The organism is Pseudolabrys sp. FHR47 (assembly GCF_005153485.1).
In the GTDB taxonomy this organism is placed as follows: Bacteria; Pseudomonadota; Alphaproteobacteria; order Rhizobiales; family Xanthobacteraceae; genus Pseudolabrys.
Genome location: NZ_CP039740.1, coordinates 237,654 through 262,534, shown reverse-complemented (window position 1 = coordinate 262,534; position 24,881 = coordinate 237,654). Strand labels below are relative to the sequence as shown.

Annotated in this window: 22 protein-coding genes; 14 read left to right on the top strand and 8 right to left on the bottom strand. The window is 63.7% G+C overall.

Going from position 1 to position 24,881, the window contains the following annotated elements:
* The 3 genes from E8Q40_RS01270 to hrcA all read right to left on the bottom strand — a co-directional run bounded on the left by E8Q40_RS01270 (nt 1) and on the right by hrcA (nt 2,894).
* Nucleotides 1-822, bottom strand: a complete 822-nt coding sequence (locus E8Q40_RS01270; protein WP_137042684.1) for an EfeM/EfeO family lipoprotein — start codon at nt 820-822, stop codon at nt 1-3.
* 217 nt (nt 823-1,039) lie between these two features.
* Entirely contained in the window at nt 1,040-1,684 is a 645-nt protein-coding gene (grpE, locus tag E8Q40_RS01265; protein ID WP_137042683.1) for a nucleotide exchange factor GrpE, read from the bottom strand.
* Between the two features lie 115 nt (nt 1,685-1,799).
* Nucleotides 1,800-2,894, bottom strand: a complete 1,095-nt coding sequence (gene hrcA / locus E8Q40_RS01260; protein WP_137042682.1) for a heat-inducible transcriptional repressor HrcA — start codon at nt 2,892-2,894, stop codon at nt 1,800-1,802.
* Between the two features lie 136 nt (nt 2,895-3,030).
* Here hrcA and E8Q40_RS01255 point away from each other — a divergent pair, with 136 nt between their 5' ends.
* From E8Q40_RS01255 to hemW, 8 genes are all read left to right on the top strand, one after another.
* Nucleotides 3,031-3,471 (top strand): hypothetical protein, encoded by a 441-nt coding sequence (locus E8Q40_RS01255; RefSeq protein ID WP_137042681.1) that lies wholly within the window; start codon nt 3,031-3,033, stop codon nt 3,469-3,471.
* 65 nt (nt 3,472-3,536) lie between these two features.
* Nucleotides 3,537-5,015, top strand: a complete 1,479-nt coding sequence (locus E8Q40_RS01250) for a TolC family protein (protein WP_137042680.1) — start codon at nt 3,537-3,539, stop codon at nt 5,013-5,015.
* A gap of 13 nt (nt 5,016-5,028) precedes the next feature.
* Nucleotides 5,029-6,414, top strand: coding sequence for a multicopper oxidase family protein (locus E8Q40_RS01245; protein WP_137042679.1), 1,386 nt, complete (start codon nt 5,029-5,031; stop codon nt 6,412-6,414).
* 128 nt (nt 6,415-6,542) lie between these two features.
* Nucleotides 6,543-7,013, top strand: coding sequence for a plastocyanin/azurin family copper-binding protein (locus E8Q40_RS01240; RefSeq protein ID WP_137042678.1), 471 nt, complete (start codon nt 6,543-6,545; stop codon nt 7,011-7,013).
* A gap of 26 nt (nt 7,014-7,039) precedes the next feature.
* Entirely contained in the window at nt 7,040-7,339 is a 300-nt protein-coding gene (locus E8Q40_RS01235; protein ID WP_137042677.1) for a copper-binding protein, read from the top strand.
* Nucleotides 7,340-7,415: 76 nt separating this feature from the next.
* Nucleotides 7,416-8,135, top strand: coding sequence for a ribonuclease PH (gene rph, locus E8Q40_RS01230; protein WP_137042676.1), 720 nt, complete (start codon nt 7,416-7,418; stop codon nt 8,133-8,135).
* Between the two features lie 3 nt (nt 8,136-8,138).
* Nucleotides 8,139-8,774 (top strand): RdgB/HAM1 family non-canonical purine NTP pyrophosphatase, encoded by a 636-nt coding sequence (gene rdgB, locus E8Q40_RS01225; RefSeq protein WP_246662973.1) that lies wholly within the window; start codon nt 8,139-8,141, stop codon nt 8,772-8,774.
* Between the two features lie 83 nt (nt 8,775-8,857).
* Complete coding sequence (hemW, locus tag E8Q40_RS01220; RefSeq protein ID WP_137042675.1) at nt 8,858-10,027, top strand: radical SAM family heme chaperone HemW; 1,170 nt, start codon at nt 8,858-8,860, stop codon at nt 10,025-10,027.
* Here the strand turns inward: hemW and E8Q40_RS01215 are convergent.
* Nucleotides 10,024-11,163, bottom strand: a complete 1,140-nt coding sequence (locus tag E8Q40_RS01215; protein ID WP_370455221.1) for a penicillin-binding protein activator — start codon at nt 11,161-11,163, stop codon at nt 10,024-10,026. The genes hemW and E8Q40_RS01215 overlap by 4 nt on opposite strands.
* 263 nt (nt 11,164-11,426) lie before the next feature.
* On the opposite strand from E8Q40_RS01215, the gene rsmI reads away from it, so the two are divergent.
* On the top strand, nt 11,427-12,326 hold the full coding sequence (rsmI, locus tag E8Q40_RS01210; protein WP_137042673.1) for a 16S rRNA (cytidine(1402)-2'-O)-methyltransferase: 900 nt from the start codon (nt 11,427-11,429) through the stop codon (nt 12,324-12,326).
* Between the two features lie 2 nt (nt 12,327-12,328).
* A complete protein-coding gene (locus E8Q40_RS01205; protein ID WP_137042672.1) occupies nt 12,329-12,787 on the top strand; it encodes a YraN family protein in 459 nt (152 codons plus the stop codon).
* 163 nt (nt 12,788-12,950) lie between these two features.
* Here E8Q40_RS01205 and E8Q40_RS01200 read toward each other — a convergent pair whose 3' ends face one another.
* Nucleotides 12,951-14,621 (bottom strand): methyl-accepting chemotaxis protein, encoded by a 1,671-nt coding sequence (locus tag E8Q40_RS01200; protein ID WP_137042671.1) that lies wholly within the window; start codon nt 14,619-14,621, stop codon nt 12,951-12,953.
* Nucleotides 14,622-14,756: 135 nt separating this feature from the next.
* Here E8Q40_RS01200 and gshB point away from each other — a divergent pair, with 135 nt between their 5' ends.
* On the top strand, nt 14,757-15,707 hold the full coding sequence (gene gshB, locus E8Q40_RS01195; protein ID WP_137042670.1) for a glutathione synthase: 951 nt from the start codon (nt 14,757-14,759) through the stop codon (nt 15,705-15,707).
* Nucleotides 15,708-15,710: 3 nt separating this feature from the next.
* On the opposite strand, the gene E8Q40_RS01190 is transcribed toward gshB, so the two are convergent.
* Together E8Q40_RS01190 and E8Q40_RS21865 are read right to left on the bottom strand one after the other, a co-directional pair.
* The gene (locus E8Q40_RS01190) at nt 15,711-17,564 is read right to left on the bottom strand and encodes a bifunctional diguanylate cyclase/phosphodiesterase (RefSeq protein WP_137042669.1); all 1,854 of its coding nucleotides are present in this window, start codon (nt 17,562-17,564) and stop codon (nt 15,711-15,713) included.
* Between the two features lie 204 nt (nt 17,565-17,768).
* Nucleotides 17,769-17,942 (bottom strand): hypothetical protein, encoded by a 174-nt coding sequence (locus tag E8Q40_RS21865; protein ID WP_168197712.1) that lies wholly within the window; start codon nt 17,940-17,942, stop codon nt 17,769-17,771.
* Between the two features lie 119 nt (nt 17,943-18,061).
* On the opposite strand from E8Q40_RS21865, the gene E8Q40_RS01185 reads away from it, so the two are divergent.
* Nucleotides 18,062-19,600, top strand: coding sequence for a YifB family Mg chelatase-like AAA ATPase (locus E8Q40_RS01185; protein WP_137042668.1), 1,539 nt, complete (start codon nt 18,062-18,064; stop codon nt 19,598-19,600).
* A gap of 16 nt (nt 19,601-19,616) precedes the next feature.
* On the opposite strand, the gene E8Q40_RS01180 is transcribed toward E8Q40_RS01185, so the two are convergent.
* Nucleotides 19,617-21,251 (bottom strand): methyl-accepting chemotaxis protein, encoded by a 1,635-nt coding sequence (locus E8Q40_RS01180; protein ID WP_205995641.1) that lies wholly within the window; start codon nt 21,249-21,251, stop codon nt 19,617-19,619.
* A gap of 293 nt (nt 21,252-21,544) precedes the next feature.
* On the opposite strand from E8Q40_RS01180, the gene E8Q40_RS01175 reads away from it, so the two are divergent.
* On the top strand, nt 21,545-23,764 hold the full coding sequence (locus tag E8Q40_RS01175) for a PAS domain-containing hybrid sensor histidine kinase/response regulator (protein WP_137042667.1): 2,220 nt from the start codon (nt 21,545-21,547) through the stop codon (nt 23,762-23,764).
* Nucleotides 23,765-23,924: 160 nt separating this feature from the next.
* Nucleotides 23,925-24,863: a GNAT family N-acetyltransferase gene (locus E8Q40_RS01170; RefSeq protein ID WP_137042666.1), complete on the top strand. Its 939-nt coding sequence runs from the start codon at nt 23,925-23,927 to the stop codon at nt 24,861-24,863.
* Nucleotides 24,864-24,881: the final 18 nt, after the last annotated feature.

Genomic DNA, 24,881 nt, shown 5'->3' with positions numbered 1-24,881 from the left:
TTAGTCTTTCTTCACGTCGTCCTCGTCGCCGACCTTGAACGGCTTGAGGCCGAGCTTGGGCGCCGCGGTGAGCATCAACGCAGCCAGTTCTTCACCGGCGATGTGGACCTTCTTGGCCTCCATGCTCTTGATGTCGGCGACACCGACCAGCTTTTTCAGGTTTTGCGTGCGCTCATCGATGATGCCGGCGAGCTTGGCATCCTTTTTCTTCAGCGTGTCGGCAAACACGGTGTTCCAGGCAAACTCGATGCCGGCGACGTTCTCCTGCATGTCGATGATCGAGGTCGCGGCATAAGGCGATTCGCCGCCGCCCGACTTCTCCTCGCCAACCTCATAGGCAAGGTTCGCCGTGCCCTCGAGCAACTTCTGCGGCGCGAAGGCGAAGGCCGGCGCCTTCACCCGCTTCTCGAACTTGTCCATGTTGGCGATGAGATCGGCGATCGGCTTGTCGAGACCGTCGGTCTTGCCCGCCGAGAACAGCACGACTTCGATGGCGTGATAGCCGGTCTTGCCGTCCGGCCAGGCGTCGACGAGCTTGTCGAGATCGCCGAAGTAAATCGACGTCACCGGCTCCATCGCCTCCCAGCCCTTGCGAGACTTGATCCAGGCCGCCTGCGCCGCCTTGAGGTCGCCGGCCTTCGCCGCAGTCTGCATTTCCCTGGCGCCGGCAATGGCCGCGTCGATGTGCGCGACGATGTAAGGCTTATAGGCCTTGATGCCGTCCGGCATCGTTGCGGCATGGGCCGGTGCAAAGATCGCGGTGGCGACCAGGATGGCGTAGCCGAGCTTCGCAAGACGGGCGGTGACGCCGGTGATGGGCATAGGAGCAGCTCCTGTCGCGATGAATGCCGCGCGGACTGTGATCCCCTCGCCGGAGCCGGGTCAACAAGAAAAACATTACAAATCAGATACTTAGAACGAATCTAAACTAGCGACAATATGTCGCAGATCGGACTTTTGTAAAAACAACGGCTTAGCGCGTGCCGGTTATGCGCGGCGCGCGGTCATGGCGGTCATCCTCTGACGGAAGAAGCCGACCTTACTTGCCGGCGCCGCTCGGCTGCGAAGTGTCGCTTGCCGGCGCCGGCTTCGGCGCAGCCTTGGACACGCCGACCAGTGCCGGGCGCAGCACGCGCTCACCGATTGTGTAGCCGGACTGGATCACCTGCGCGACATGACCGGGGGGCACGTCTGCGGTCGGCACTTCGAACATCGCCTGATGTTTATTCGGATCGAACTTCTCGCCCTGCGGCGTGAACTGCTTGACGTTGTACTTCTCCAGCGACTTGAGCAGCTCACGCTCGGTGAGCTCGACGCCTTCGAGAACGCTCTTCACCGCCGCATCAGCAGCGTCGCGGGCTTCCTGGGTCAGCGTCGACAGCGCACGATTGATGTTGTCGGCGACGTTGAGAACGTCGCGGGCGAAACCGGTAATGCCATAGGTACGCGCGTCGGCGACTTCGCGCTCGGTGCGGCGGCGCAGGTTCTCCATCTCCGCCAGCGTGCGCAGCAGCTTGTCCTTGTACTCGGCGGCTTCGCGCTGCGCGGCCACGAGCGGATCGGTCTGTCCGTCGTCCGGGTCGTCCGGCATCACATAGGGCTTCGGATTGGCAGCGTTCGGCGTTTGCTGCGCCGTGGCGTCCGACTTGTCGTTCTCGGCCTTACGCGCGGTCGGGTCCGTCATCGTTATCGATCCAATTCATACTGATGGGGAGATTTGCCCCGGATATCAGGCGTGCAGCCTCAAAAATCAAGCTTTTCGGCCCCGAACCGGGGAAAAATCCTTAAAGTCCGCGTATTTAGTGACCGGCGCCGGACAAGAGCCGGCTCACCACCCGGGCCGTGTAATCGACCATCGGGATGATGCGGGCGTAGTTGAGCCGCGTCGGTCCGATGACACCGATAACGCCCACAATACGCCCTGCACTATCGCGGTAGGGCGCGACGATGGTCGAGGAACCGGACAGCGAAAACAGCTTGTTTTCCGAACCTATGAAAATGCGCACGCCGTCGCCGCCCTCGGCGCGGCCGAGCAGATCGATGACGCCGCGCTGTGTCTCCAGCGCATCGAACAGCGAGCGCACGCGTTCGAGGTCTTCCAGCGCATGCAGGTCCTCGAGCAGATTGGCATGCCCACGCACGATGAGCTGGCGCGCGTCGGTCTCGCCGCCCGACCAGCTGGCGAGGCCCGCCGCGATGATCTTCTGCGTCAATTGATCGAGCTCGGCCTGACCTTGCGCCAGGGTCGCCTCGATCTCGGCGCGCAGGTCCGACAAGGTCTTGCCGCGGATATGCGCGTTGAGGAAATTCGCCGCTTCGATCAGCGCCGATGTCGGCAGGCCGGCGGGCACGTTGAGCACGCGGTTTTCCACCTGCCCGTCCTCGCCGACCAGCACGGCGAGCGCACGCTCCGGCTCAAGCCGCACGAACTCGATATGCTTGAGCCGTGCATTCGCCTTGGCGGTCAGCACGACGCCGGCCGAGCGCGTCAGGCCCGACAGCATTTGCGAGGCTTCGGTCAGCACCGCCTCGACCGATTTGCCGCTGCCGGCACCGACGACCTGCGCTTCAATGTTGCGGCGGTTCTCTTCGGTGAGGTCGCCGACCTGCATCAGTGCATCGACGAAGAAGCGCAGACCGAGTTCGGTCGGCAGCCGGCCGGCCGAGGTATGCGGGGCGAAGACGAGACCGAGGTGTTCCAGGTCCGACATCACATTGCGCACCGAGGCGGGCGACAAGGTGATCGGTAGGATGCGCGACAGGTTCCGCGAGCCCACCGGCTCGCCGGTGGTCAGGTAGCTCTCGACGATCGAGCGGAAAATCTCGCGCGAGCGCTCGTTCAGCGCGGCGAGGCTGACCTGCGAAGAGCCGATCGGGACGTCGTGGGAAGCCACTGGTCTAACTCCTTGCCCCAGAATTGACCATTAACATGCTTCTATTCAAGCTGGGCTTGCAGGATCGGGCACAACAATGCCATTTTCCCCCGGTAGTGAGCCACCGGTTCGGCTTCCACAGGACGGCATTCGACCCTTGTTCGCGCGGTTAACCAATCAGTGGCGGAAGCGGGCCGCGACCCTGGCGGTCGCGCTCTATGCCCTCACTTTGGTGGGGCCAACCGCCGCATTTGCCTTCAGCAGCAGCGCCGCGGCCGCCCATTGCTTGACTGTGATTGCCGATCACCATCGTTCTGTGACGCCCCAGAGCCATGACAAACATGACGGCCACGATCATGCGACAGCGGCGCATGAGGACGCGAATCAGGCCGCGTCGGCTTCTGGCAGCAACGATCAGACTGCACCCGCCGACTGCTGCGGCCTCTTCTGCGTATCAGCCGCCACCCCGACGGTTTTCGACGTTCTCGACGCACATTTATTTGCCCTGTCGCAAGTAGCGATGCCCACGGCCACGAGCTTGTTGGGCCACGATTCCGGCGGCATCGACCGGCCTCCACGGAACCTTTCCGCGATTTGACCTAGCCGTCGCGTGGCGTGACCCGCCACGCGCATGCTTCATCAATCGACGGATAAGGAATTCGAATGTCCGCCCCTACGTGTGTGCGGGCCACTGTCTTTAGACGGTGGTCGACGCTGTGGCGTCATAAGACGCAATTGCTCTCTTTTTCTGCCCTGCTGCTCTTGCCGGCCTGCGCGAGTTTCTCGCCCGACGGCGGCATGAGCGTAACGACTGACATCGCCGCGCGGCATTTGCGCAAGGATGTCGTCGCGATCCGCAACGACGAAGATGCCGACGCCGCGCGAGTCAAGGTCGACGACCTGCTCAAGCGAACCTTGAACGCGGATACGGCCGTGCAGATCGCCTTGTTCAACAATCGCGGCCTGCAGGCAGCCTATAATGAGCTCGGCATCGCCGAAGCCCAACGCGTCCAACAATCGCTGCCGCCCAACCCGTCCATCTCCATCTCGCGGCTCAGCGGCGCGGCGGAAATCGAGATCGAGCGCAAGATCGCCGCCAATATTCTCGCGCTTTTGACACTGCCGGCACGGGCGGAAATCGCCACCGAACGTTTCCATCGCGCGCAACTTGCCGCCGCGCTCGAAACGCTACGCGTCGCATCGGATGCACGAAAAGCGTTCTACCGTGCCGTGGCCGCGCGGCAGGCTGTCGGCTTGCTCGAGCAGTCAAGCGAAGCTTCTTCCACGACCGCCGAGCTTGCCAAGCGCATGACTGCGAGCGGCGCGATGAACAAGCTCGACCAATCGCGGCAGCAATTGCTGCACACGGAACTGACGACCGAGCTTGCGCGGGCGCGGCAGCGCGCCACTTCCGAACGCGAACGGCTGGTGCGCGCACTCGGCCTCTCCGGCAAGGATCTCGCTTTCAAGTTGCCGTCGCGGCTGCCATCGCTGCCGAACCGGCCGCCGGCGATGAAGACGGTCGAAGAAGAAGCGCTCAACAGCCGCGTCGATCTCAAGATCGCCCGAAGCGAACTCGACTCGCTTGCGAAGTCCTACGGGCTCACCAAGACCACGCGCTTCGTCAACGTGCTCGAAAGCGGCTACCTCGACAAAAGGGTCGAAGAACGGGCGACGGGCGAGCACAAGCATCAGAGTGGCTTCGAGTTGACCTTGCAGGTGCCGCTCTTCGATTTCGGAGAAGCGCGCGCACGGGAAGCCGAGCAGACCTACATGCAAGCCGTCAACCGGCTGGCGCAGAAGGCCGTCAACGCCCGTTCAGAGGCGCGCGAGGCCTATCGCAACTATCGCACCAGCTATGACGTAGCAGCGCGTTATCAGCGTGACGTTCTGCCGCTGCGCAACATGATCTCCGAGGAACTGATGCTTCGCTACGGCGCGATGCAAATCGACGTTTTCGCCTTGCTCACGGAGGCGCGGCAGAGGATCGCCGCTAACGCCAATGCTGTCGACGCGCTGCGCGACTTCTGGCTCGCCAGCGCCGATCTGCAAGCGGCCGTGATCGGCGGCGCCGGCGCGCCGAGCGACTCGCCATCCAGCACAACCGCCATGGCCGGCGACGGCGAGCCGGCCGGCCATTGAACGGAGCGACACCATGATCACAAGACGCAATCTCATCGGCACATCGGCTGTTCTTGCTGGCGCCGCCGCCATCAGCGGCCGCGTGCAGGCCGCCTCGATCCCCGAGGCAGTTACAACGGCGTCACCGGCCATGCAGCCGCCGCTCACACCGGCCAGCGGCCCAGCCTATCAGCCGGTCGTCACGCTTAACGGCTGGTCCCTACCCTGGCGCATGAACGGCGAGTGGAAGGAGTTTCACCTCGTCGCCGAGCCGGTCGAACGCGAGCTGTCGCCCGGCATGACCGCGAAGCTGTGGGGCTATAACGGCCAATCGCCGGGCCCGACGCTCGAATTCGTCGAAGGCGACAAGGTGCGTATCTTCGTCACCAACAAGTTGCCCGAGCACACGACGGTGCACTGGCATGGCTTTGTCTTGCCGAACGGCATGGACGGCGTTGGCGGACTGACGCAGCCGCACATCAAGCCGGGCAAGACCTTTGTCTACGAGTTCGTCGCCAAACGCAGTGGCACGTTCATGTATCATCCGCACGCCGACGAGATGGTGCAGATGGCGATGGGCATGATGGGCTTCATCGTCGTGCATCCGCGCGACCCGCAAGAGCGGCGCGTCGACCGCGACTTCGTCTTTCTCATGTCGAGCTACGACATCGACCCCGGCACATCATTGCCGAAGGTCATGACCATGACCGACTTCAATCTGTGGACCTGGAACTCACGTGTATTTCCGGGCATCGATCCTCTGGTGGTACGGAAAGGCGATCGCGTGCGTATCCGCATCGGCAACCTGACGATGACCAATCACCCGATCCACCTGCACGGACCGCATTTCGAGGTGACAGGCACGGACGGCGGTTGGGTACGCGAGAGCGCGCGTTGGCCGGAAGTGACGACGGATGTTCCGGTCGGCGGCATGCGCGCGATCGAGTTCACCGCCGAGGAACCCGGCGACTGGGCCATTCATTGCCACAAGTCGCATCACACCATGAACGCCATGGGCCACGAGGTGAAGACCTTCATCGGTACGCCGCAGAAAGATCTCACCAAGGCTGTTCGGAAGCTGTTACCGGACTATATGCCGATGGGAACGGAAGGCATGGCGGAAATGGGCACGATGGAAATGCCGATGCCCGACAACACGCTGCCGATGATGACCGGCTTCGGCCAGTTCGGGCCGCTCGAAATGGGCGGCATGTTCTCGGTGGTGAAGGTGCGCGAAGGCCTCGCGCGCGACGACTACAAGGACCCCGGCCCCTACAAGCATCCGCCGGGAACTGTGGCCTATGAGGTCAAGGGCGACATACCCGACGCCATGCGTCGTAGCGACAATTCCACCAAGCCAGGCAATGTCGAACTCTCGGTCGTGAAACCGCGAACCAACCGTCAAGGGGGGCAACACTAACGAAGAGGATGGCGATGTCCTCACATCAACCCTCAGTCAGTCGCACTGAACGCGTAACGAATGCGTCCGCGTGAAACCACAGCAACCAACCTCAATCAAACTGGAGCGAAATTGCAATGATACGGCCAATGATCCTTCCGACACTCGTTCTTTCTCTCGCCATCCTGACGGGGCCAGTGTCCGCCGAACCGGGTGCGCCCGGCCATAGCCACGCCGCCTTTTCGGCCGGTAAGCCCGGCAATCCCAAGAAGCCGGCGCGCACCGTCGTCATCACGATGAAGGAAGGGGACGGAAAGATGATCTTCAACCACAACCATGTCGAGGTGAAACGTGGCGAGCAGATCAAGTTCGTCCTGGAAAACCATGGAGAGCTCGAACATGAGTTCGTTCTCGCGACGCCAAAAGAGAACGACAAGCACGCCCTATTGATGCAGAAATTTCCGGATATGGAACACGACGATCCGAATGCCAAGCGCGTGGCGACAAAGAAGTCCGGCGAGTTGCTGTGGCAGTTCACCAAAGCGGGAACGTTTGAATTTGCCTGCCTGATTCCAGGACATCGCGAAGCCGGCATGCACGGCAAAGTCGTTGTTAAGTAAACGGCACAAAATAAAGGAGAACGACAATGAAAAGTATCGTTACGCTTTTGGCGCTTGTGCTCGCGTTGGCGCTCTCGCCGACGGTCGCGTCCGCGCAGGCCGCACTGATCGACGGCACCGTGACCAAGGTCGATGCCTCGGCCAGCAAGATCACGATCCGTCACGGGCCGATCAAGAAATTCGACATGGACGACGGCATGACCATGGTCTTCGCCGTGAAGGACAAGAGCCTGCTCGACAAGGCCAAGAGCGGCGACAAGATCAAGTTCGATGCCGACAACGTCAACGGCCAGTTCATCGTAACCCGGATCGAGAAGGCCAAATAAGACCGCTTGCCGCCACCGCCGGGCCCACTTACAAGGCCCGGCGGTGGATATTTGATCGTTCATGAGGAGCAAGCCGATGCGTCCGAGCCAGCGCCAACCCGACGAAATGCGCGCCGTGTCGCTGGAACGGGGCGTCGTCAAATACGCCGAGGGCTCCTGCTTCGTGAAATTCGGCGAAACCCATGTGCTCGTCACCGCCAGCCTCGAGGAGCGCCTGCCGCCGTGGCTCAAGGGCCAGGGCAAGGGCTGGGTCACCGCCGAATACGGCATGCTGCCCCGCGCTACCCACAGCCGCACGCGCCGTGAGGCCGCCTCCGGCAAGCAGGGCGGCCGTACCGTCGAAATCCAGCGCCTGATCGGACGCTCGGTGCGCACCATCGTCGACCTTCAGGCGCTCGGCGAACGCCAGATCACCATCGACTGCGACGTCATCCAAGCCGATGGCGGCACCCGCACCGCCTCGATCACCGGCGCTTGGGTCGCGCTCGCCGACTGCCTTGCCTGGATGAAGGCGCGCGACATGTTCAAGACCGATGCGAAGGTGCTGCGCGATCATGTCGCCGCGGTATCCTGCGGCGTGTTCCGTGGCACCGCCGTGCTCGATCTCGATTACGCCGAGGATTCCGAAGCCGACACCGACGCCAATTTCGTCATGACCGGATCAGGCAACATCATCGAGGTGCAGGGCACCGCCGAGAAGGAGCCGTTCAGCGAAGAGCAATTACTCGCTTTGCTCGCTCTGGCGCGCAAGGGCACCGGCAAGCTGATCGAATTGCAGAAGATGGCGGTGGGTTGACGCGTGGCTCACCGCCAGCTCACCAACTCTGTCGTCATCGCCACGCACAATCCCGGCAAGCTTGCCGAGATGCGCGAATTGCTGGCGCCGTACAGCATCGCGGCGACGTCGGCGGCCGAGCTCAATCTGGCCGAGCCAGACGAGACCGGAACGACCTTCGCGGTGAATGCGCGCATCAAGGCGATGAGCGCGGCCAAGGCGACCGGACAGGCGGCGTTCGCCGATGACTCCGGGCTGTGCGTCGAGGCGCTCGGCGGCGAGCCCGGCATCTATTCGGCGCGCTGGGCCGGACCCGACAAGGATTTCCGCGGCGCCATGAATCAGGTCCAGACCTTGCTGGTCGAGAAAGGCGCGACGTCGCCGGAACAGCGCCGCGCGCATTTCATCGCCGCGTTGTGCATCGCCTGGCCGGATGGCCATGTCGAGGAAGTCGAAGGCCGCGTTGATGGTGTCATCGTCTGGCCGCCACGGGGAACCGCGGGCTTCGGCTACGATCCCCTATTCCTGCCCGACGGTCATGAACGTACCTTCGGCGAGATGACCGCCGACGAAAAGCACGGATTGCCGCCGAAAGGCATGGGCCTGTCGCACCGCGCCCGCGCCTTCGTGATGCTGGCGAACAAGTGTTTGCGCGCGTGAATTCGCTAAAATTTTAAATACTTGTCCGCAGCCAAATCGCGGTTTTGCTGGCCCGGGCGTATGGCGTAGCCTATATTGTTTACATGCCGTTAACCAATACAGTCGCGCCCGATCAGGACTTCGCCGTTTACGTCCACTGGCCGTTCTGCCTGTCGAAGTGCCCGTACTGCGACTTCAACAGCCATGTCCGCCATGGCGGTTACGATGAGGCGCGCTATCTCGCCGCCATTCAAACCGAACTCGCCAGCACCGCCGCGCGCATCGGGCCGCGCACGGTGTCGTCGGTGTTCTTCGGCGGCGGCACGCCGTCGCTGATGCAGCCTTCGACCGTCGAAGGCATCATCAACACCATCGGCAAGCACTGGACGCTCAAGAACGACGCCGAGATTTCGCTCGAAGCCAACCCGACCAGCGTCGAGGCAACGCGCTTTCGCGGCTATCGCGCCGCCGGTGTCAATCGCGTGTCGCTCGGTGTGCAGGCGCTCGACGATCAGTCGCTGAAAGAACTCGGCCGCCTGCACAGCGCCGATGAAGCGCTCGCCGCCATCGCGGTGGCGCGCTCGATCTTCGATCGCTACTCATTCGATCTCATCTACACGCGGCCGCGGCAGACGCTCGAAGGCTGGGCGCTCGAACTCAACCGCGCCATCGCGGAAGCCGCCGAGCATCTCTCGCTCTATCAGCTCACCATCGAGCCCGGCACGCCGTTCCACGGCCTGCACAAAGCCGGCAAGCTCATCATGCCAGAGGAAGGTCTCGCGCGCGATCTGTTCGATCTGACGCAACAGGTGTGCGCCGATGCCGGCCTGCCGGCCTATGAAGTGTCCAATCACGCGCGGCCGGGCGCCGAATGCCGGCACAATCTCGTTTACTGGCGCGGCCATGAATATGCCGGCGTCGGCCCCGGCGCGCATGGCCGCCTCAATATCGATGGCCGCCGCTATGCCACCGAGACGGAGCGCAAGCCGGAAGCCTGGCTCGATCTCATCGACGAGAGCGGCATCGGCCTCACCGTCGATGAAGCCTTGCAGCCCGGCGAAGTCGCCGACGAGTTCCTGCTGATGGGGCTGCGTCTGGTCGAAGGCATCGATCCCAAGCGCTTCGCGGCGTTGTCAGGCCGCACGCTCGATCCGCGTCGTCTTGCGTTCCTGATGGATGGCGGCGCTGTCGAGACCATGGCCAATGGCCGCCTGCGCGTGACGCCGTCGGGCTTCCCGCTGCTCGATGCAGTCGTGGCCGATCTCGCGGCTTAAAACGCCTTCGGCGCCGGACTCACGGGCTGGCCGCCGCCGGGTGCGACGCGCAGCACGGCAAGGCCGCGCTCGTTGGTGCCATCGCTCTTGAAGCGGAACACGCCGTCGATGCCGGCAAAGCCCGATGCGTTGGTGAGGATCTGCTCGCTGAAGCGCTGCGCGCCTTGCGTCTTCACCAGCGCCGCGACCAGCGCCACCGCGTCGTAAGCGAGCGTCGCCGTGCGCACCGGCTCCTGGCCGTAACGCGAGCGATAGCGCTGCGCGAAACTGCGGAAACCGGCATTGTCCGGCGCCGCATACCAGCCGCCGGCCAAATCCTGCGTTTCGAAAATGCGCTGCTCGTCCCACAGGCCGGTGCCGAGCAACTGCACGCGCTTGAGGTTGACGTTATTGGCAGCAAGCTGTTGCACGACCTGCGGCACGGCGTCGGCGCCATCGGGAATGAAAATCGCGTCGGCGCGATTTGAGGCCTGCGCGATGCGGCGCACGGCATCGCCCATGCGCGCCGGATCGAGCGGATATTTCTCCAGCGCGATGACGCGGCCGCCGCGGCGCGCCACTTCCTGCTGGAACGCGGCTTCGATCACCGCGCCATAGGCGTTGTCCGGCAGCAGCGCCGCGAAGGAACGCTTGCCGCGCGAGATCGAGAAATCGACGATGCGCTTGACGTCCGACTCCGGCAGGAAGCTCAGGAGATAGACGCCGCGCGCTGCGACGCTGGCATCGGTCGAGAAGGCGATGACCGGAATGTTGCGCTGGCGCGCGACGCCGCCCACCGCGCTGACCGATTGCGCGAACAACGGCCCGATGATGATCTCGGCGCCTTCGGCCAGAGCCTGCTGAGCCGCGGCCTGCGCGCCCTGGGGCGTACCGCCGTCATCCTTCACCAGGAGCTGGATATTGGGCTCCTTGAATTCGGCAAGCGCCATTTCGGCGGCGTTCTTCATCGAGGTGGCGGCGACGCCGGCATTGCCCTGCGCCGACAGCGGCAGAATCAGGCCGACGCGAACCTGCCCGGCGCCGATCTGCGCCGGCTGTACCGGTTCACCGGCGGGCGGTGGTTCGCCGCCGAGACGATCGAGCGCTCCGCCCGTACAGGCGGCGAGAAAAAGTGTGAGCGTGGCGGCAATCGCCACCCCGCCAAAACGACGCCGTGTTGCCCCCGCTCTGTCAGCCTGCCGTGCCAATAACCCCGTTCCTCATCCCGCGGCGAATTTCCGCCAAGTCGTAACCCCTGACGCCCATTTTGTCCCGCAAAAGTTAAGATGATGAAAAGCCGAGGGAATTTGGCAAATCGCCGCGCCTGCCCGCCGGACGGCCGACACAGGATGAGAAATGCTGCGCAAAATCGCTGCACAACGGGCCCGCTTCATCGACGCGGCGGGCTAGAGTGACATTCATGACGGAACGGACAATATCGCGACGCTATGCGCCTTTCGGCGCCGATATCGAGGCGCCAGCGCTCGAGCCGGGCCTCTATCTGGTGGCGACGCCCATCGGCAATCTCGGCGACATTAGCCTGCGCGCGCTGGCCACGCTTGCTGCCGCCGACCTGATCGCCTGCGAGGACACCCGCGTCACCCGCAAGCTCACGGAGCGCTACGGCATCGCGACGCCGCTGACGGCCTATCACGAGCACAATTCGGACGAGGCGTTGCCGAAGATCATCGTTCGGCTCGACAACGGCCAGACGGTCGCGCTGGTGTCGGACGCCGGCACGCCGCTGGTGTCCGATCCCGGCTATCGTCTGGTGCGCGCAGCGGTCGAGGCGGGCCATAATGTCACAACGGTGCCCGGAGCCTCGTCGGCGCTGGCCGCGCTTTCGCTGTCCGGCCTGCCGAATGACCGCTTCTTCTTCGAAGGCTTCCTGCCGCCGAAGCAGGCGGCGCGGCAGAAGCGCATCGCCGAGCTCGCCTCGATCCCGGCAACGCTGATCGTGTTCGAAACCGGACCGCGCCTTGCCGCCTCGCTAGCCGACCTGGCCGAAGGGCTCGGACCACGCGAGGCCGCGGTGTGCCGCGAACTCACCAAGCTTCACGAGGAAATCCGGCGCGCGCCGCTCGATACACTCGCAAGCCACTATGCCGGCGACGCCGAGACGCGCGGCGAAATCGTCATCGTCATCGCGCCGCCGCCGGAGCAGCAGACCGACGACAGTGACATCGACGCCATGCTGCGCGAGGCGCTGGCGCGAGCGTCGGTGAAGGACGCCGTCGGCGAAGTCGCATCGGCCACCGGCCGCGCGCGGCGCGATGTCTACCAGCGCGCACTCGAGCTGAACAAAGATCGGGGCGATTGATCATGGCGAAGGACGAGGATCCATCACCGCCCCAAAATCTTCCCAAGCTGCCGCGCAATCCGCGCGTGCCCGGCCTGCGGGCCAAAGCTGAGAAGACAGAAGCCAGTCCCGAACGCCAGGCCGCCTTCAACCGTGGCATTTCGGCGGAGAGCCTCGCCGCGGCATGGCTGATCGGCAAGGGCTATCGCATCCTGTCGCGCCGCTTCCGCTCGGGCGCCGGCGAGATCGATATCGTCGCCGGGCGGCGGCACACGATTGTCTTCGTCGAGGTCAAGGCACGCGACTCGCTCGATGATGCCGCCTGGTCCGTGACGCCGCGCCAGCGCGCGCGCATCGCCGCGGCCGCCGAGATCTGGCTGGCACAGAATCCCAAGGTGATCTTCAAGGATTTGCGCTTCGACGCCATCCTGATCGCGCCCGGCAAGCTGCCGCGGCATATTCAGGGTGCGTTTGAGACCTGAGACAGGAAAGTCGGCAAAGGTGTCGTCGCGATCTCAGCCTGCTCCCTCTCCCCTTGGGGGAGAGGGTTGGGGTGAGGGGGTAAGTGAAGCCGTTAGTTTGTAACCCCTCACCCGGATCGCTTCGCGATCCGACCTCTCCCCTTGGGAGAGGTGAAGGCAACAACTAGGCGCTCAGCCGCTCGAAAAACTGATCGACCTGCGAGCGGATGCGGTGCGCGACCTGGCCGAGATCGTCGGCGACGGCTTTGACCGTGCCGGCGCTGGCGCGGGTGTCGGCGGTCGCGGTACCGACCAGATTGACTTCCTTGGCGGTCTCGATGGTGCGCTGCGCCGCGGTTTCGACGCTGCGCGCAATCTCGCTGGTCGCGGCGCCCTGCTCGGTCACCGCCGCGGCGATTGCGCTCGAGATGTTTCCGATCTCGCGGATGGTTTGTTCGATCGTGCTGATCGCTGTGATTGACGTTGACGTCGCGCGCTGCATGCCGGCGATCTGTGCGCTGATCTCTTCGGTGGCGCGGCTGGTCTGGCCCGCCAGCGCCTTCACCTCGCCGGCAACGACGGCAAAGCCGCGACCCGCTTCGCCGGCGCGCGCTGCTTCGATCGTGGCATTGAGTGCCAGAAGGTTGGTCTGTTCCGCAATATCGGTGATGAGCTTCACCACATCGCCGATGCGGGCGGCGGCTTCGCCAAGCTCTTTCACTGCGATGTTCGTCTGTCCCGCTTCGCTGACCGCCTTGGAAGCGATCGCATTCGACTGCGCAACCTGACGATCGATTTCATTAACCGAGGCGGAGAGCTGGTCGGCCGCGGACGCGATATCGCGGACATTGGCGGAGGCGTCCGACGACGCGTGCTCGGCGCGCGCGGTCTTGGCCGTCGCATCGTCGGCCGCTCTGGCGAGTTGGGTCGACGCCGCCAGCATCTGATCGGAAATCTGGCCCAGCTCCGAGAGGGTCATTTCGACGTCGCTCGAGAAGCGGGTGATCTCCTGGTTGATCTCGCGCTGGCGCGCGGCACGGGACTCGGCGTCCTGCAGGACGGTCTGGTTCAGCTCGCGGTTATGAAGCATTGCGCGATGGAATATCTCGATCGAGCGCGCCATGGCGCCGATCTCATCCTGGCGGTCGCTGAACGGGATGGATGTGATCTGCGCGCCGCCAGCGACCGATTCGGTCACGCGCGTGATGGCCGTGAGCGGCTTGACGATGCCGCGCGCGATGAACAGCAGCGCGATGGTGGCGAAGGCGGCCAGAGCAGCGAACAGCGCCAACCACCAGATGCCCTGATCGATATCGCCGTCGATGAGGTTGTAGGCCTCGTTGGCCCGCGCGGCGTAGTGCTCGGACAATGCGTTCAAATCGGCGTTGAGCGCCTTGCGGGCGTCGCGGCTCGCCTCGCCCCATTCGCGTGCGGCCTGCGAACCAACCTCAGCGCTCAGACGCACGAGCTCGCGCCGGTAGGCGACGAACTCCGCTACGCGTTTGGCAAAGCGATCGAACAGAGCGGCATCGTCCGGACCGACAGTCTTCTGCCACTCGACCATCAGGGCTTCGATCCGGGTCAGGAAATCGGAGAGGCCGTCCTCGAACTGTTTTCTGCCCGACGGTTCGTTCGGCATATAGATGCCGCGGGACTCGGCAACCACGGCATAGATCAGGCCGTTGATGCGCTCGATGTTCTGGGTGCCGGAAATGGCCGATTCGTAGGTGTCGGACAGGGCGGCATAGTGCCGGGCGTTGACGATGGCGGACCCCGACAGCGCCAGCGCGGTGATGGCCATCAATGCGAAGATCGCATAGAGCTTGGTGGCGATCGAAAGCTTCGGCAAAGTCACTTGCGGCCCCGTTCAGCGCGGCATAGATCGTGAGTTCCCGCATACTCGCCGCAATATGTTAACTTTCTGTTTTCCTTAACCTTTGGTTGGTGTGGCCAAGGGTTGCCGGGAAGTCCCCCAGGACACTTGAACCCCATGACGCTCAAAGTTGCCGTCCAGATGGATCCGATCGAGCGGATCAACATCAAAGGCGATTCGACCTTCGCCCTGCTGCTCGAGGCGCAGGCCCGTGGTCATTCGCTCAGCTATTACACCCCCGACCGGATGGCGCAGGTCGGCGACCGGCTGTTCGCTCGGGTCGAGCCGCTGTCGGTCCGTGACAAGGCCGGCGACTACTTCACGCTCGGCGAGCCCGAGCGGACGCCGCTGGACAGCTTCGACGTCATCCTGCTGCGCCAGGACCCGCCCTTCGACCTGTCCTACATCACCACCACGCATATGCTGGAGCGCATCCACCCCAGGACATTGGTGGTGAACGACCCGGCCGAAGTACGCAACGCGCCGGAGAAGGTGCTCGTCACCAGCTTCCCGCAGTTGATGCCGCCGACCTTGATCACCCGCGACAAGGAAGAGATCAAAGCCTTCCGTGCCGAGCATCAGGATATCGTCATGAAGCCGCTCTACGGCCATGGCGGCGGCGGCGTGTTCCGCATCACCCGCGATGACCTCAATTTCGGTTCGCTCTACGACATGTTCGCGGCCACGTTTCGCGAACCCTGGGTGATCCAGAAATTCCTGCCCGCCGTGAAACAGGGCGACAAGCGCATCCTTCTGGTCGATGGCGAATTCGCCGGCGCCGTCAACCGCGTGCCGGCCGAGGACGATCTGCGCTCCAACATGGTGCGCGGCGGCTCGCCCAAAGCGACCGACCTGACGCCGCGCGAGCGCGAGATCATCGAGACGCTCAAGCCGACGCTCAAATCGCGCGGATTGATCTTTGTCGGCATCGACGTCATCGGCGACTGGCTGACGGAGATCAACGTCACCTCGCCGACCGGTATCCGCGCCGTGAAGAATCTCGGTGGACCGGACGCCGCGGCATTGACCTGGGACGTCATCGAGAGAAAGCGAAAAGCGGGCGCCTGAGCGTCAGGCCCGCTTTTTCTTGGCCGCGAGGCTAGCCGCCTGCGGAAAGCCCGGCTGCCATTCCCGCATCAGTTTCGTTGCCGCCTCTACATTCACCGGCCGGCCGAAATAATAGCCCTGCCCCGTGTCGCAGCCGAGCGCCTTGAGCCAGCCGGCCTGCGCCTGCGTCTCGATGCCTTCCGCGACCGTATGCATGTGCAGCTTGCGCGACAGGTCGACGAGCAGTTCGACGACGAGCTGGCTCGGATGATCGGTGAGCATGCGATCGACGAAAGACTTGTCGATCTTGATCGTGTCCACCGGAAAGCGGATCAAGTGCGTCAGCGACGCAAAGCCGGTGCCGAAATCGTCGAGGGCGACGGTGATACCCTTGCGACGCAGGCTTTCGATGACATGAACGACCTTGTCATCGGTGCCGTCCATGAAGACGCCTTCCGTCACCTCGACCACGATGCGATCGAGCGGCACGCCGGTGGGCTCGAATGCCGCCATCAGGCGCTGCTCGATATCGCCGCGATGGAAATCCGCCGTCGAGAGATTGATGCCGACATGCTGGACATCGAAGCCCGCGCTCAGCCAGCCACGCATGTCGCGCGCGATGTGGCCGAGCATCTGATCGGTCAGGCGAAAGGCGATACTCGGATCCGACAGCGCCGCCTGGAACTGTCCGGCGGAAACAATGGCGCCATTGTCCATTCGAATGCGGGCCAAAGCCTCGAAGCCAAGGATGGTGCCGTCGCTCAACGTGACCAGCGGCTGATAGAACGGCAGAACGCGGGATTCGTTGAGCGCATCGCCAACGGCGCGGATCGTCGACATGCGCGTCGCGATCGACGTTCGCATCTCTCTTTTGAACAGCGCGTAACCGCCGCGGTTGACGGACTTGGCGTGGTAGATCGCGAAGTCGGCATTCTGCCGCAGCAGATCGGGATCGACACCGTCGAGTTCGTAGACGACGCCGCCCATGGTGATCTGCGGCGTGATCGTATAGCCGGCGCAATCGAACGGCGTCTTCATCGCTTCGACGATCCGGTCCGCCGCGGCTGCCAGTTCGGCATGACTGCGGCAACCGTCGATCAGAACGGCAAACTCATCACCGCCAATACGGCTCGCGCCGTTCGGGGCGGCTTCCGACAGCCTTGCGGCGACCTCCTGAATGAGACTGTCGCCGACGACATGGCCCATGGTGTCGTTCGCGATCTTCAGATTGTCGATATCGACGACCAGAAGACCGAACGCCGGGTCCATCGACACGATACGGTCGAACATCATGTCGTCGAAGCTGCGCCGGTTCGGCAGTCCGGTGAGCTGGTCGTAATAGGCGAGAGCGTGATTGCGCTTCTGCGTCAGCGCATGCTCGATGGCGATAGAACACAGGTGAACGCAGGTACTGACGATCGAACGTTCGAACACCGTCGGGCCGCGCTTTTCGCGAAAGTAGAACCCAAAGGCCGCGGCAACACGACCGTCGCGAGTCTTGATCGGGTACGACCAGCAAGCCTGCAATCCGAGCGGCAGGACGAGGTCTCTGTAAGATTCCCACAGCGGGCTGGTGGCGATATCGTCGACTTCGACCGGCTCGCCGCGATAGGCCACCGTGCCGCAGGAGCCGACTTCGGGACCGATTTCAATTCCGGTAATCGATTCGCCGTAACTGGCCGGCAGGCTCGGCGACGCCAGGGCCTTGATCCGGCCTTCGTTCGTGAAACCGACAATGGTGCAGATGGCGCCAGGCGCGAGCGCCTCGGCGCGCAGACACAGACGTTCGGCGATGACTTCGAAGCGCTCGCCCGTCACCATGGCTTCCAGAATTTCGGTCTGGAGCGCGTGAAGCGAAACGTTGTCGGAATTGGTCACGGGCCTACTCGCTTACATAGTACTGCGAGCAAATAACCACGACCGGTATTAATGCTACGAAAACACGGATGCTTGCCTAAGTTAAGATAACGAGCATCTGTTTTATTTTAATGTTGCATTCACCTCGATGCATTTGCGCCGATCCATGGCGCTCAAGGCAAAGCACGACGTCGCTCACCCCACGGAATTACCGCAGAGCGTGCGTTAAGCCGCCTCCTGCTCAAAACCCGCGATCGAAAAGACGACTCGCTGGCGACCGAGCTGAACGTGCTGAAGCTCCCAGATCAATTCCTCGACGTCCTGATTGGCGGCCTCGGCCTCGAGGCGCGCGCGCCGGGCTTCGAGAAGGTCGTTTTGCATTCTGGTGCGATCGATCATGACACTCACTCCGGGTTGAGCCGCGAATGGAGGTATCTTAATCGAGTCGTTTTGTTCTGCAAATGTTCTTGTCGCTCTCCACAACTTCGGCTACACTTAAAAGTAGTGGCGAGGGCAACATGGTCCAACGGGTCGCAACCGTAGCATTCGAGGGCATCGAAGCCCGCGCCGTGGACGTCCAGGTGCAGGTCGCGCCGGGGCTGCCGGCCTTCAATATCGTCGGCCTGCCCGACAAGGCCGTGTCCGAGGCCAAGGAACGGGTTCGCGCTGCCCTGATTGCTTCGGGGCTCGCATTGCCGGCGCGACGCATCACCGTGAACCTGGCGCCCGCGGACATGCCCAAGGAGGGCAGCCATTTCGACCTGCCGATCGCACTTGGTCTGATGGCGGCGATCGGCGCCATCCCGCCGGACGCGCTGGCCGGGTTCACCGTGCTCGGCGAACTCGGTCTCGACGGCTCCATTGCCGCGGTGGCCGGCGTGCTGCCGGCGGCCATCGGCGCCAATGCGCGCGGCTACGGCCTGATCTGCCCGCAGGCCTGCGGCGCCGAGGCTGCGTGGGCCAGCCCCGAAATCGAGATCATCGCCGCGCAATCGCTGATCCAGCTCGCCAATCACTTCCGCGGCACGCAGGTGCTGACGCGGCCAACCCCGAAGATCCGCGAAGTCGAGGGCTTGCCGCCCGATCTTGCCGACATCAAGGGCCAGGAAAGCGCCAAGCGCGCGCTCGAAGTAGCCGCCGCCGGCGGCCATAACCTGTTGATGGTCGGCCCGCCGGGCGCCGGCAAGTCGATGCTGGCGGCGCGATTGCCGTCGATCCTCCCGCCTTTGTCGCCGACCGAGTTGCTGGAAGTCTCGATGATCGCCTCGGTGGCGGGCGAGATCGAGGGGGGCGCGCTCACCAACCGCCGGCCATTCCGCGCGCCGCATCATTCGGCCTCGATGCCGGCGCTGGTCGGCGGCGGCCTGCGGGCGCGACCCGGCGAAGTGTCGCTGGCGCATAACGGCGTGCTGTTTCTCGACGAGATGCCGGAGTTTTCCGGCCAGGTGCTCGACTCGCTGCGTCAGCCGCTCGAGACCGGCGAAGTCGCCATCGCCCGCGCCAATCACCGTGTCACTTATCCGGCGCGCTTCATGCTCGTCGGCGCCATGAATCCGTGCCGCTGCGGCCGCGCCAACGATCCGGGTTTTGCCTGCAACCGCGCGCCCAATGTGCGCTGTGCCGCCGATTACCAGGGCCGCTTGTCCGGCCCGCTGATCGACCGTATCGACCTGCACATCGAAGTGCCGGCGGTCACCGCCGCCGATCTCATTCTGCCGCCGCCGTCCGAAGGCAGCCGCGAGGTCGCCGCGCGGGTCGCCCGCGCCCGCGACATCCAGGCGGAACGTTACGCGGCGCATGGGGCACCGCATGTCCGCTGCAATGCACAGGCGAACGGTCCGCTGCTCGAAGAAGTCACCCGCACCGATGCCGGCGGCACCAAGCTACTGCGCGATGCCGCCGATCGCATGCAGTTATCGGCGCGCGGCTATCATCGCGTTCTGCGCGTGGCGCGCACGCTCGCCGACCTCGACGGCGCGACGAGCGTCGGCCGGGTGCATCTGGCCGAGGCGCTGTCGTATCGCGCCCTGGCCGACGATCTGCGGCGCGCGGCCTAGCTCACGGCCAGGCGCCTCAGGCCGCTCGCGCCAGTGCCGTCGGTGTGCCGGCTGCCGGGCGTTGATCTAAGGCATCCGGCAAGCCGGCTTGGTTGATGCTGAAGAACTCGATCTGCTCGTCCATGGCGCGGGCCTGATCCTCGAGCGACCGTGCGGTCGATGCGTTCTCTTCCACCAGCGCCGAGTTCTGCTGCGTGACCGTGTCCATTTGCGTCAGCGCCTTGTTGATCTGCTCGATGCCTGAGGCCTGTTCGGCACTCGCGGTAGCAATATCGTCGATGATGGACGCCACTTCCCGGATCGAGGTTACGATCTCGCCGAGCGAAGCGCCGGCGCGGTTGACCAGATCGACGCCGTCCTTGACCTCGGCGCCTGACCTGGTGATGAGATCCTTGATGTCCTTGGCTGCCTGAGACGACCGCTGCGCCAGACTGCGCACCTCGGACGCAACGACGGCAAAACCACGGCCGGCTTCCCCAGCGCGAGCCGCTTCGACCGCGGCATTGAGTGCGAGCAGGTTGGTCTGCCGCGCGATTTCATCGATCACGCTAATGATATCGGAAATTTTGCGCGAGGATTCCTCGATCTGCGCCATGGCACTCACGGCATTGGCGACAACCTCGCCGCCCCGATTGGCCACGCTCTGGGTGGCCTTGGCCTGCGTGGCGGCTCGCAGGGCGTTGTCGGCATTCGATTTCACGATTGACGAGATCTGTTCCATCGACGCGGCGGTTTCCTCGATCGTCGCCGCCTGTTCTTCTGTACGCTGCGACAGATCCGTCGTGCTGGCAGAGATTTCGACCGACGCGCTGGTCACGTCACGCGCCGATTTTTTTACAGCGCCGATCACCTGATTGAGTCGATCGTTGGCAGTGTTGAGATAGTCCCGCAGATGCCGGTATTCGGGCGGCATCTGCTGCGTGATACGCGAGGTCAGATTGCCGCTCGCCAGGCTTTCGAGGCCTTGTCCAAGAATCTGAAGCGGGTTGATGAGGCGGCGAACGATCGCGACGATGCCGACGATCAAGAGCAGAAACAACGCGGCATCGACGGCGGCGACGGACCAGATGGCAATCTGGCCCTGATCGGATGCCTCGGCTTCCACATTCACGGCAAGCGCATTGGCTGCGTTGACGATCTCGTCGATTACTTCGCGATGCGCCCGGTAAATCTCCGTGAGTTCGCCATAAGCCGCCATGGCCGCCGCGCGGTCTTGACGTTCCAAGCTCGGCACGAGCTTGCCGTCGAATACCGTCCAGAACTTGCCGGCATGCGCGTGCGATGCCTCGGTCAGCTTGTCGCGGATGGTGCCGTCGAGATTCGATGCCTGCCAGAACGTGCGGCGCGTATCGTAATCCTTGCGCAGCTCGGCCATCCGTTTCTTGACGTCGGCAACCGGCGCATCAAGGTGAGCGGCCCTGGTTGCTTCAAGATACGGCTCGATGATGTAGAGGGGCGGCGGCAGAATGTCCGCCACCAGATCCTTCGCCTGAATGATTTTGTCATAGGTTGCGCTGCCAATGCGCACCTTCGTCATGGAGTAGGCACTGATTGCGACGGCAATACCGATGCCAAGGGCCATGGCAAGGCCGAATGCGAACAAAGTGCCCACCGATTTCGTGCGGCGCGTGTAGACTTGCGAAAGTGACATGCGTGCAACCTTTCCACGAGGCACTTGCCACGCGTCGAGGACGCTGGCGTTTAAAATCGGTTAGCCAATATGAAGGCTATTTATTAAATAACTTGACGATGAAAGACGGCCTCTCCTGCGCGGTATTGTACAGTAATTTTGTGTATATTTGGCGCCCGGCCCTTCCACCTGGTTCGGCAACGTGACGAGCTTTCATTCATTGTTCAGGCGCTTAACCGCGCTTTCACTACGACGCGATGTCGTTCCGAAAGAAACCATCGAATAGCAAGGATTGCTGGGCGAAATAGCCCCGCATGGCTCAAGTCAAAACCCGCAAGCCCGCACCGACCCATTCGCGCAACACCGCGGCGCTCATCCTGTTCGGCCGCTCGGCCGTCATCACTCTGTCGGTCATTTCCGGCGCGCTCGGTTTTCTGGCCGGCATCCGCCTGTCGAGCCCCGATTACGACCCACACAGCTATGCCATCGGCACTGGCGCGCTGTTTGCCGCCGCCTGCGCCGTCATCGCGTTCCTGCTCTATCGCCGCCGTATCGCCAAGAACCGCCGGCGCGATCTCGAACTTCGTATCGATGAATTATCCGACCAGCTTTGGGAAGCACGCGAAGCGGAAGTGCGCGCCCGCGGAATGCTCGAAGCGCAAGGCGACCTCATCCTGCGCCGTGACGCCCAGGGCCTTGTAACTTACGCTAACGAAGCCTGGTGCCGCTTCGCCGGCCAGGATCATTCAGACGTGATCGGCAGGGCACCGGCACTCACCATTATCGAGCAAACCGAGATCGCCATTCTGGACGACGGCACCCGCGCCCAGGACCAGAAGATCGACACGCCGCTCGGTCCACGCTGGGTCGCCTGGCGCGACGTCACCGTGCGAACCGAAAATGGCACCGAAACGCAAAGCGTCGGGCGCGACGTCACCGATCGCGCCGAAGCCCGCGCGCTTGCCGAAGCAGCGAGCCGCGCCAAATCGCGATTTCTCGCCACCGTCAGTCACGAGATTCGCACGCCGCTCAATGGCGTCATCGGCATGACCGATCTGTTGCTCGACACGCCACTGACGCCCGAGCAACTCAACTACGCCAAGGCCGCCAAGGCATCCGGCGAAACGTTGTTGGCGCTGATCGAAGAAGTGCTCGATTTTTCGAAAATCGAAGCGGGCAAGCTCGAACTGTCATCCGCACCTTTCGCGCTGTTGCCGCTCGTGGAGGAAACCATCGAATTGCTGGCGCCCCGCGCGCACAGCAAGAGCATCGCCATCAGCTCGTTCGTCGATGAGCGTCTGCCGGCAACGGTCACAGGCGACGCTACGCGCCTGCGCCAGGTGTTGCTGAACCTCGCCGGCAATGCCGTGAAGTTCACCGAGAGCGGGGGTGTCACCGTCATCGTCGAACCCGGCACTGGCGGTCATGAAGTGCGCTTCTCGGTGCGCGACACCGGCATCGGGCTGGCGCCCGAGGATCAGGCGCGCATCTTCCGCGATTTCGAACAGGCCGACACGTCGTCGACGCGCAAATACGGCGGTACCGGACTGGGCCTCGCCATCTCGAAACGCATCGTCGAAGCAATGCACGGCACACTCCAGGTCGACAGCGCCCCGGACCAGGGCTCAACCTTTTCTTTCTCGGTCGAATTGCCGCCGGCGGAAATTAAAGCCGGCGCGCCGTTCAAGGCGCCCGATCTTAAAGGCCAAAGCGCGCTGATCGTCGCTTCGACCTATATCGAAGGCGAAGTGCTGGCGCGCCGGCTCGATGCCTGGGGCATGGCGACGCAAATCGAGGTCGGCAATGCCGCCGACGCCGCGCGCCATCTTGCCGAAGAACATTTCGACACGCTGATCGTCGATGGTTCGCTCGCCCAAGCGATGATTACCAATGGCGATATCGCAGCGGACGCGACGCGGTGCATTGTGCTGATCAATCCGGGCGAGCGCGCCGAATTGCCGGCGCTGAAGGCCGCGGGCTTCACCGGCTATCTGGTGAAGCCGGTGCGCGCCGCCTCGCTCGCCGCCCGCTTTGCCGGGCAGGACACATTCGATGTCGCCAAAGCAGCCGAGCCGGCGCCGCAGGACGAGCCGGCCGCCCCGCCCGGCGGCGGGCTCAACGTGCTTCTGGCCGAAGACAATCCCATCAATGTCATGCTGACCCGCGCGCTTCTGACGCGGCTCGGCCACCGCGTCACCACGGTCGGCGACGGCGCCAGCGCTGTGCTGGCGTGGAGCGCAGGTTTAGAGAGCGGGAATCGGTTCGATCTCATCCTCATGGACGTGCAAATGCCGGGCATGGATGGGCTCGAGGCCATGCGCCGCATTCGCGTCAGCGAGGCCGAAATCAAGGCCGTCGCACAGGAGGCATTTCGCCCGGTGCCTGTGATCGCGCTAACCGCGAACGCGTCCGACGACGACCGGGCGGCCTGCATCGCCGCCGGCATGGACGCCGTTCTCACCAAACCGCTCGACCGCCAGCGCCTCATCGACGAACTCGGCCGGCTTGCCGGGCGAGCCTCGATGGCGGCCTGACCTGCGTCAACCGGGCTTCCCCAAATCGTCATAATTCCGTATTCGAGGCATGGTGTATCACTGCACCGGGATGCTGGGCCGCGATTCGCCGGTCTTAAATCGGGACGAATTGCTCCCTATTTCCACGCCTATGACGACGAGCTCCCAAAGGGACCCATCCATGATGCGCGACAGCGCCAACCCGACGCGTAACCCCTTCAGCCGCCGCCGCGCGGCTCCCGCGGCGCCTGGCCTGATCTCGTCGCTGCAGGCCTATGGCGGCCTGCAGGCCTGGGCGGCACGAGCGCATCGCCCGCTGCAATCGCTCGGCCGGATAGGCTCGCTGGAAGTCCGCCTCGCCCAGACCGCCGCCGAAGTGCGGCAGGCGCAAAAGCTGCGTTATCGGGTGTTCTACCAGGAAGGCGCCGCCATCCCTAACCCGGGCCGGCTGTTCGCGCGCCGCGACGTCGACGGCTACGACGCCATCTGCGACCACCTCTTGGTGCTCGATCATGCCGCGCGCGAGGGCGGTCCCGGCAACCGGCCAGCCGTCGTCGGCACCTATCGCCTGCTCCGCCAATCGCTCGCCGAGGATCACGGCGGCTTCTACACCGCCGGCGAGTTTGACATCAGCGGCCTGATCGCGCGCCACCGCAATTTGCAATTCCTCGAGCTCGGCCGCTCCTGCGTGCTGGCGCCGTATCGCAACAAGCGCACGGTCGAGCTGCTGTGGCACGGCATCCACGCCTACGTCACGCAGAACCGCTGCGACGTCATGATCGGCTGCGCCAGCCTCGACGGCACCGAGCCCAAGCGCCTGGCGCTGCCGCTGTCGTTCCTGCATCACTATGCCCGCGCGCCGGAGGAATGGCGCGCGCAGGCGTTGCCCGAGCGCTATGTCGAGATGAACCGCATCTCGAAGGAATCGATCGATCCGAAGGAGGCGCTGCGCCAGTTGCCGCCGCTGGTGAAGGGCTATCTGCGTCTTGGCGCCTATATCGGCGACGGCGCCGTGGTCGACCACGAGTTTGGCACCACCGACGTGCTGATCGTGCTGCCGGTGTCAGCGATCAAGCAGCGCTATATCGAACACTTCGACCCGGGCCGCAGGGCGGCCTAATTAGCCGGAATCTGTCAT

Bases quoted from the DNA above. Each gene is read 5' to 3' on its own strand.
- E8Q40_RS21865 (WP_168197712.1), bottom strand. From the start codon at position 17,942: ATGATCGATCGCACCAGAATGCAAAACGACCTTCTCGAAGCCCGGCGC.
- E8Q40_RS01185 (WP_137042668.1), top strand. From the start codon at position 18,062: ATGGTCCAACGGGTCGCAACCGTAGCATTCGAGGGCATCGAAGCCCGC.
- E8Q40_RS01205 (WP_137042672.1), top strand. From the start codon at position 12,329: ATGGCGAAGGACGAGGATCCATCACCGCCCCAAAATCTTCCCAAGCTG.
- rph (WP_137042676.1), top strand. From the start codon at position 7,416: ATGCGTCCGAGCCAGCGCCAACCCGACGAAATGCGCGCCGTGTCGCTG.
- E8Q40_RS01270 (WP_137042684.1), bottom strand. From the start codon at position 822: ATGCCCATCACCGGCGTCACCGCCCGTCTTGCGAAGCTCGGCTACGCC.
- E8Q40_RS01250 (WP_137042680.1), top strand. From the start codon at position 3,537: ATGTCCGCCCCTACGTGTGTGCGGGCCACTGTCTTTAGACGGTGGTCG.
- E8Q40_RS01175 (WP_137042667.1), top strand. From the start codon at position 21,545: ATGGCTCAAGTCAAAACCCGCAAGCCCGCACCGACCCATTCGCGCAAC.
- E8Q40_RS01235 (WP_137042677.1), top strand. From the start codon at position 7,040: ATGAAAAGTATCGTTACGCTTTTGGCGCTTGTGCTCGCGTTGGCGCTC.
- E8Q40_RS01245 (WP_137042679.1), top strand. From the start codon at position 5,029: ATGATCACAAGACGCAATCTCATCGGCACATCGGCTGTTCTTGCTGGC.
- E8Q40_RS01180 (WP_205995641.1), bottom strand. From the start codon at position 21,251: ATGTCACTTTCGCAAGTCTACACGCGCCGCACGAAATCGGTGGGCACT.
- E8Q40_RS01170 (WP_137042666.1), top strand. From the start codon at position 23,925: ATGATGCGCGACAGCGCCAACCCGACGCGTAACCCCTTCAGCCGCCGC.
- hemW (WP_137042675.1), top strand. From the start codon at position 8,858: ATGCCGTTAACCAATACAGTCGCGCCCGATCAGGACTTCGCCGTTTAC.
- grpE (WP_137042683.1), bottom strand. From the start codon at position 1,684: ATGACGGACCCGACCGCGCGTAAGGCCGAGAACGACAAGTCGGACGCC.
- E8Q40_RS01240 (WP_137042678.1), top strand. From the start codon at position 6,543: ATGATCCTTCCGACACTCGTTCTTTCTCTCGCCATCCTGACGGGGCCA.
- rsmI (WP_137042673.1), top strand. From the start codon at position 11,427: ATGACGGAACGGACAATATCGCGACGCTATGCGCCTTTCGGCGCCGAT.
- gshB (WP_137042670.1), top strand. From the start codon at position 14,757: ATGACGCTCAAAGTTGCCGTCCAGATGGATCCGATCGAGCGGATCAAC.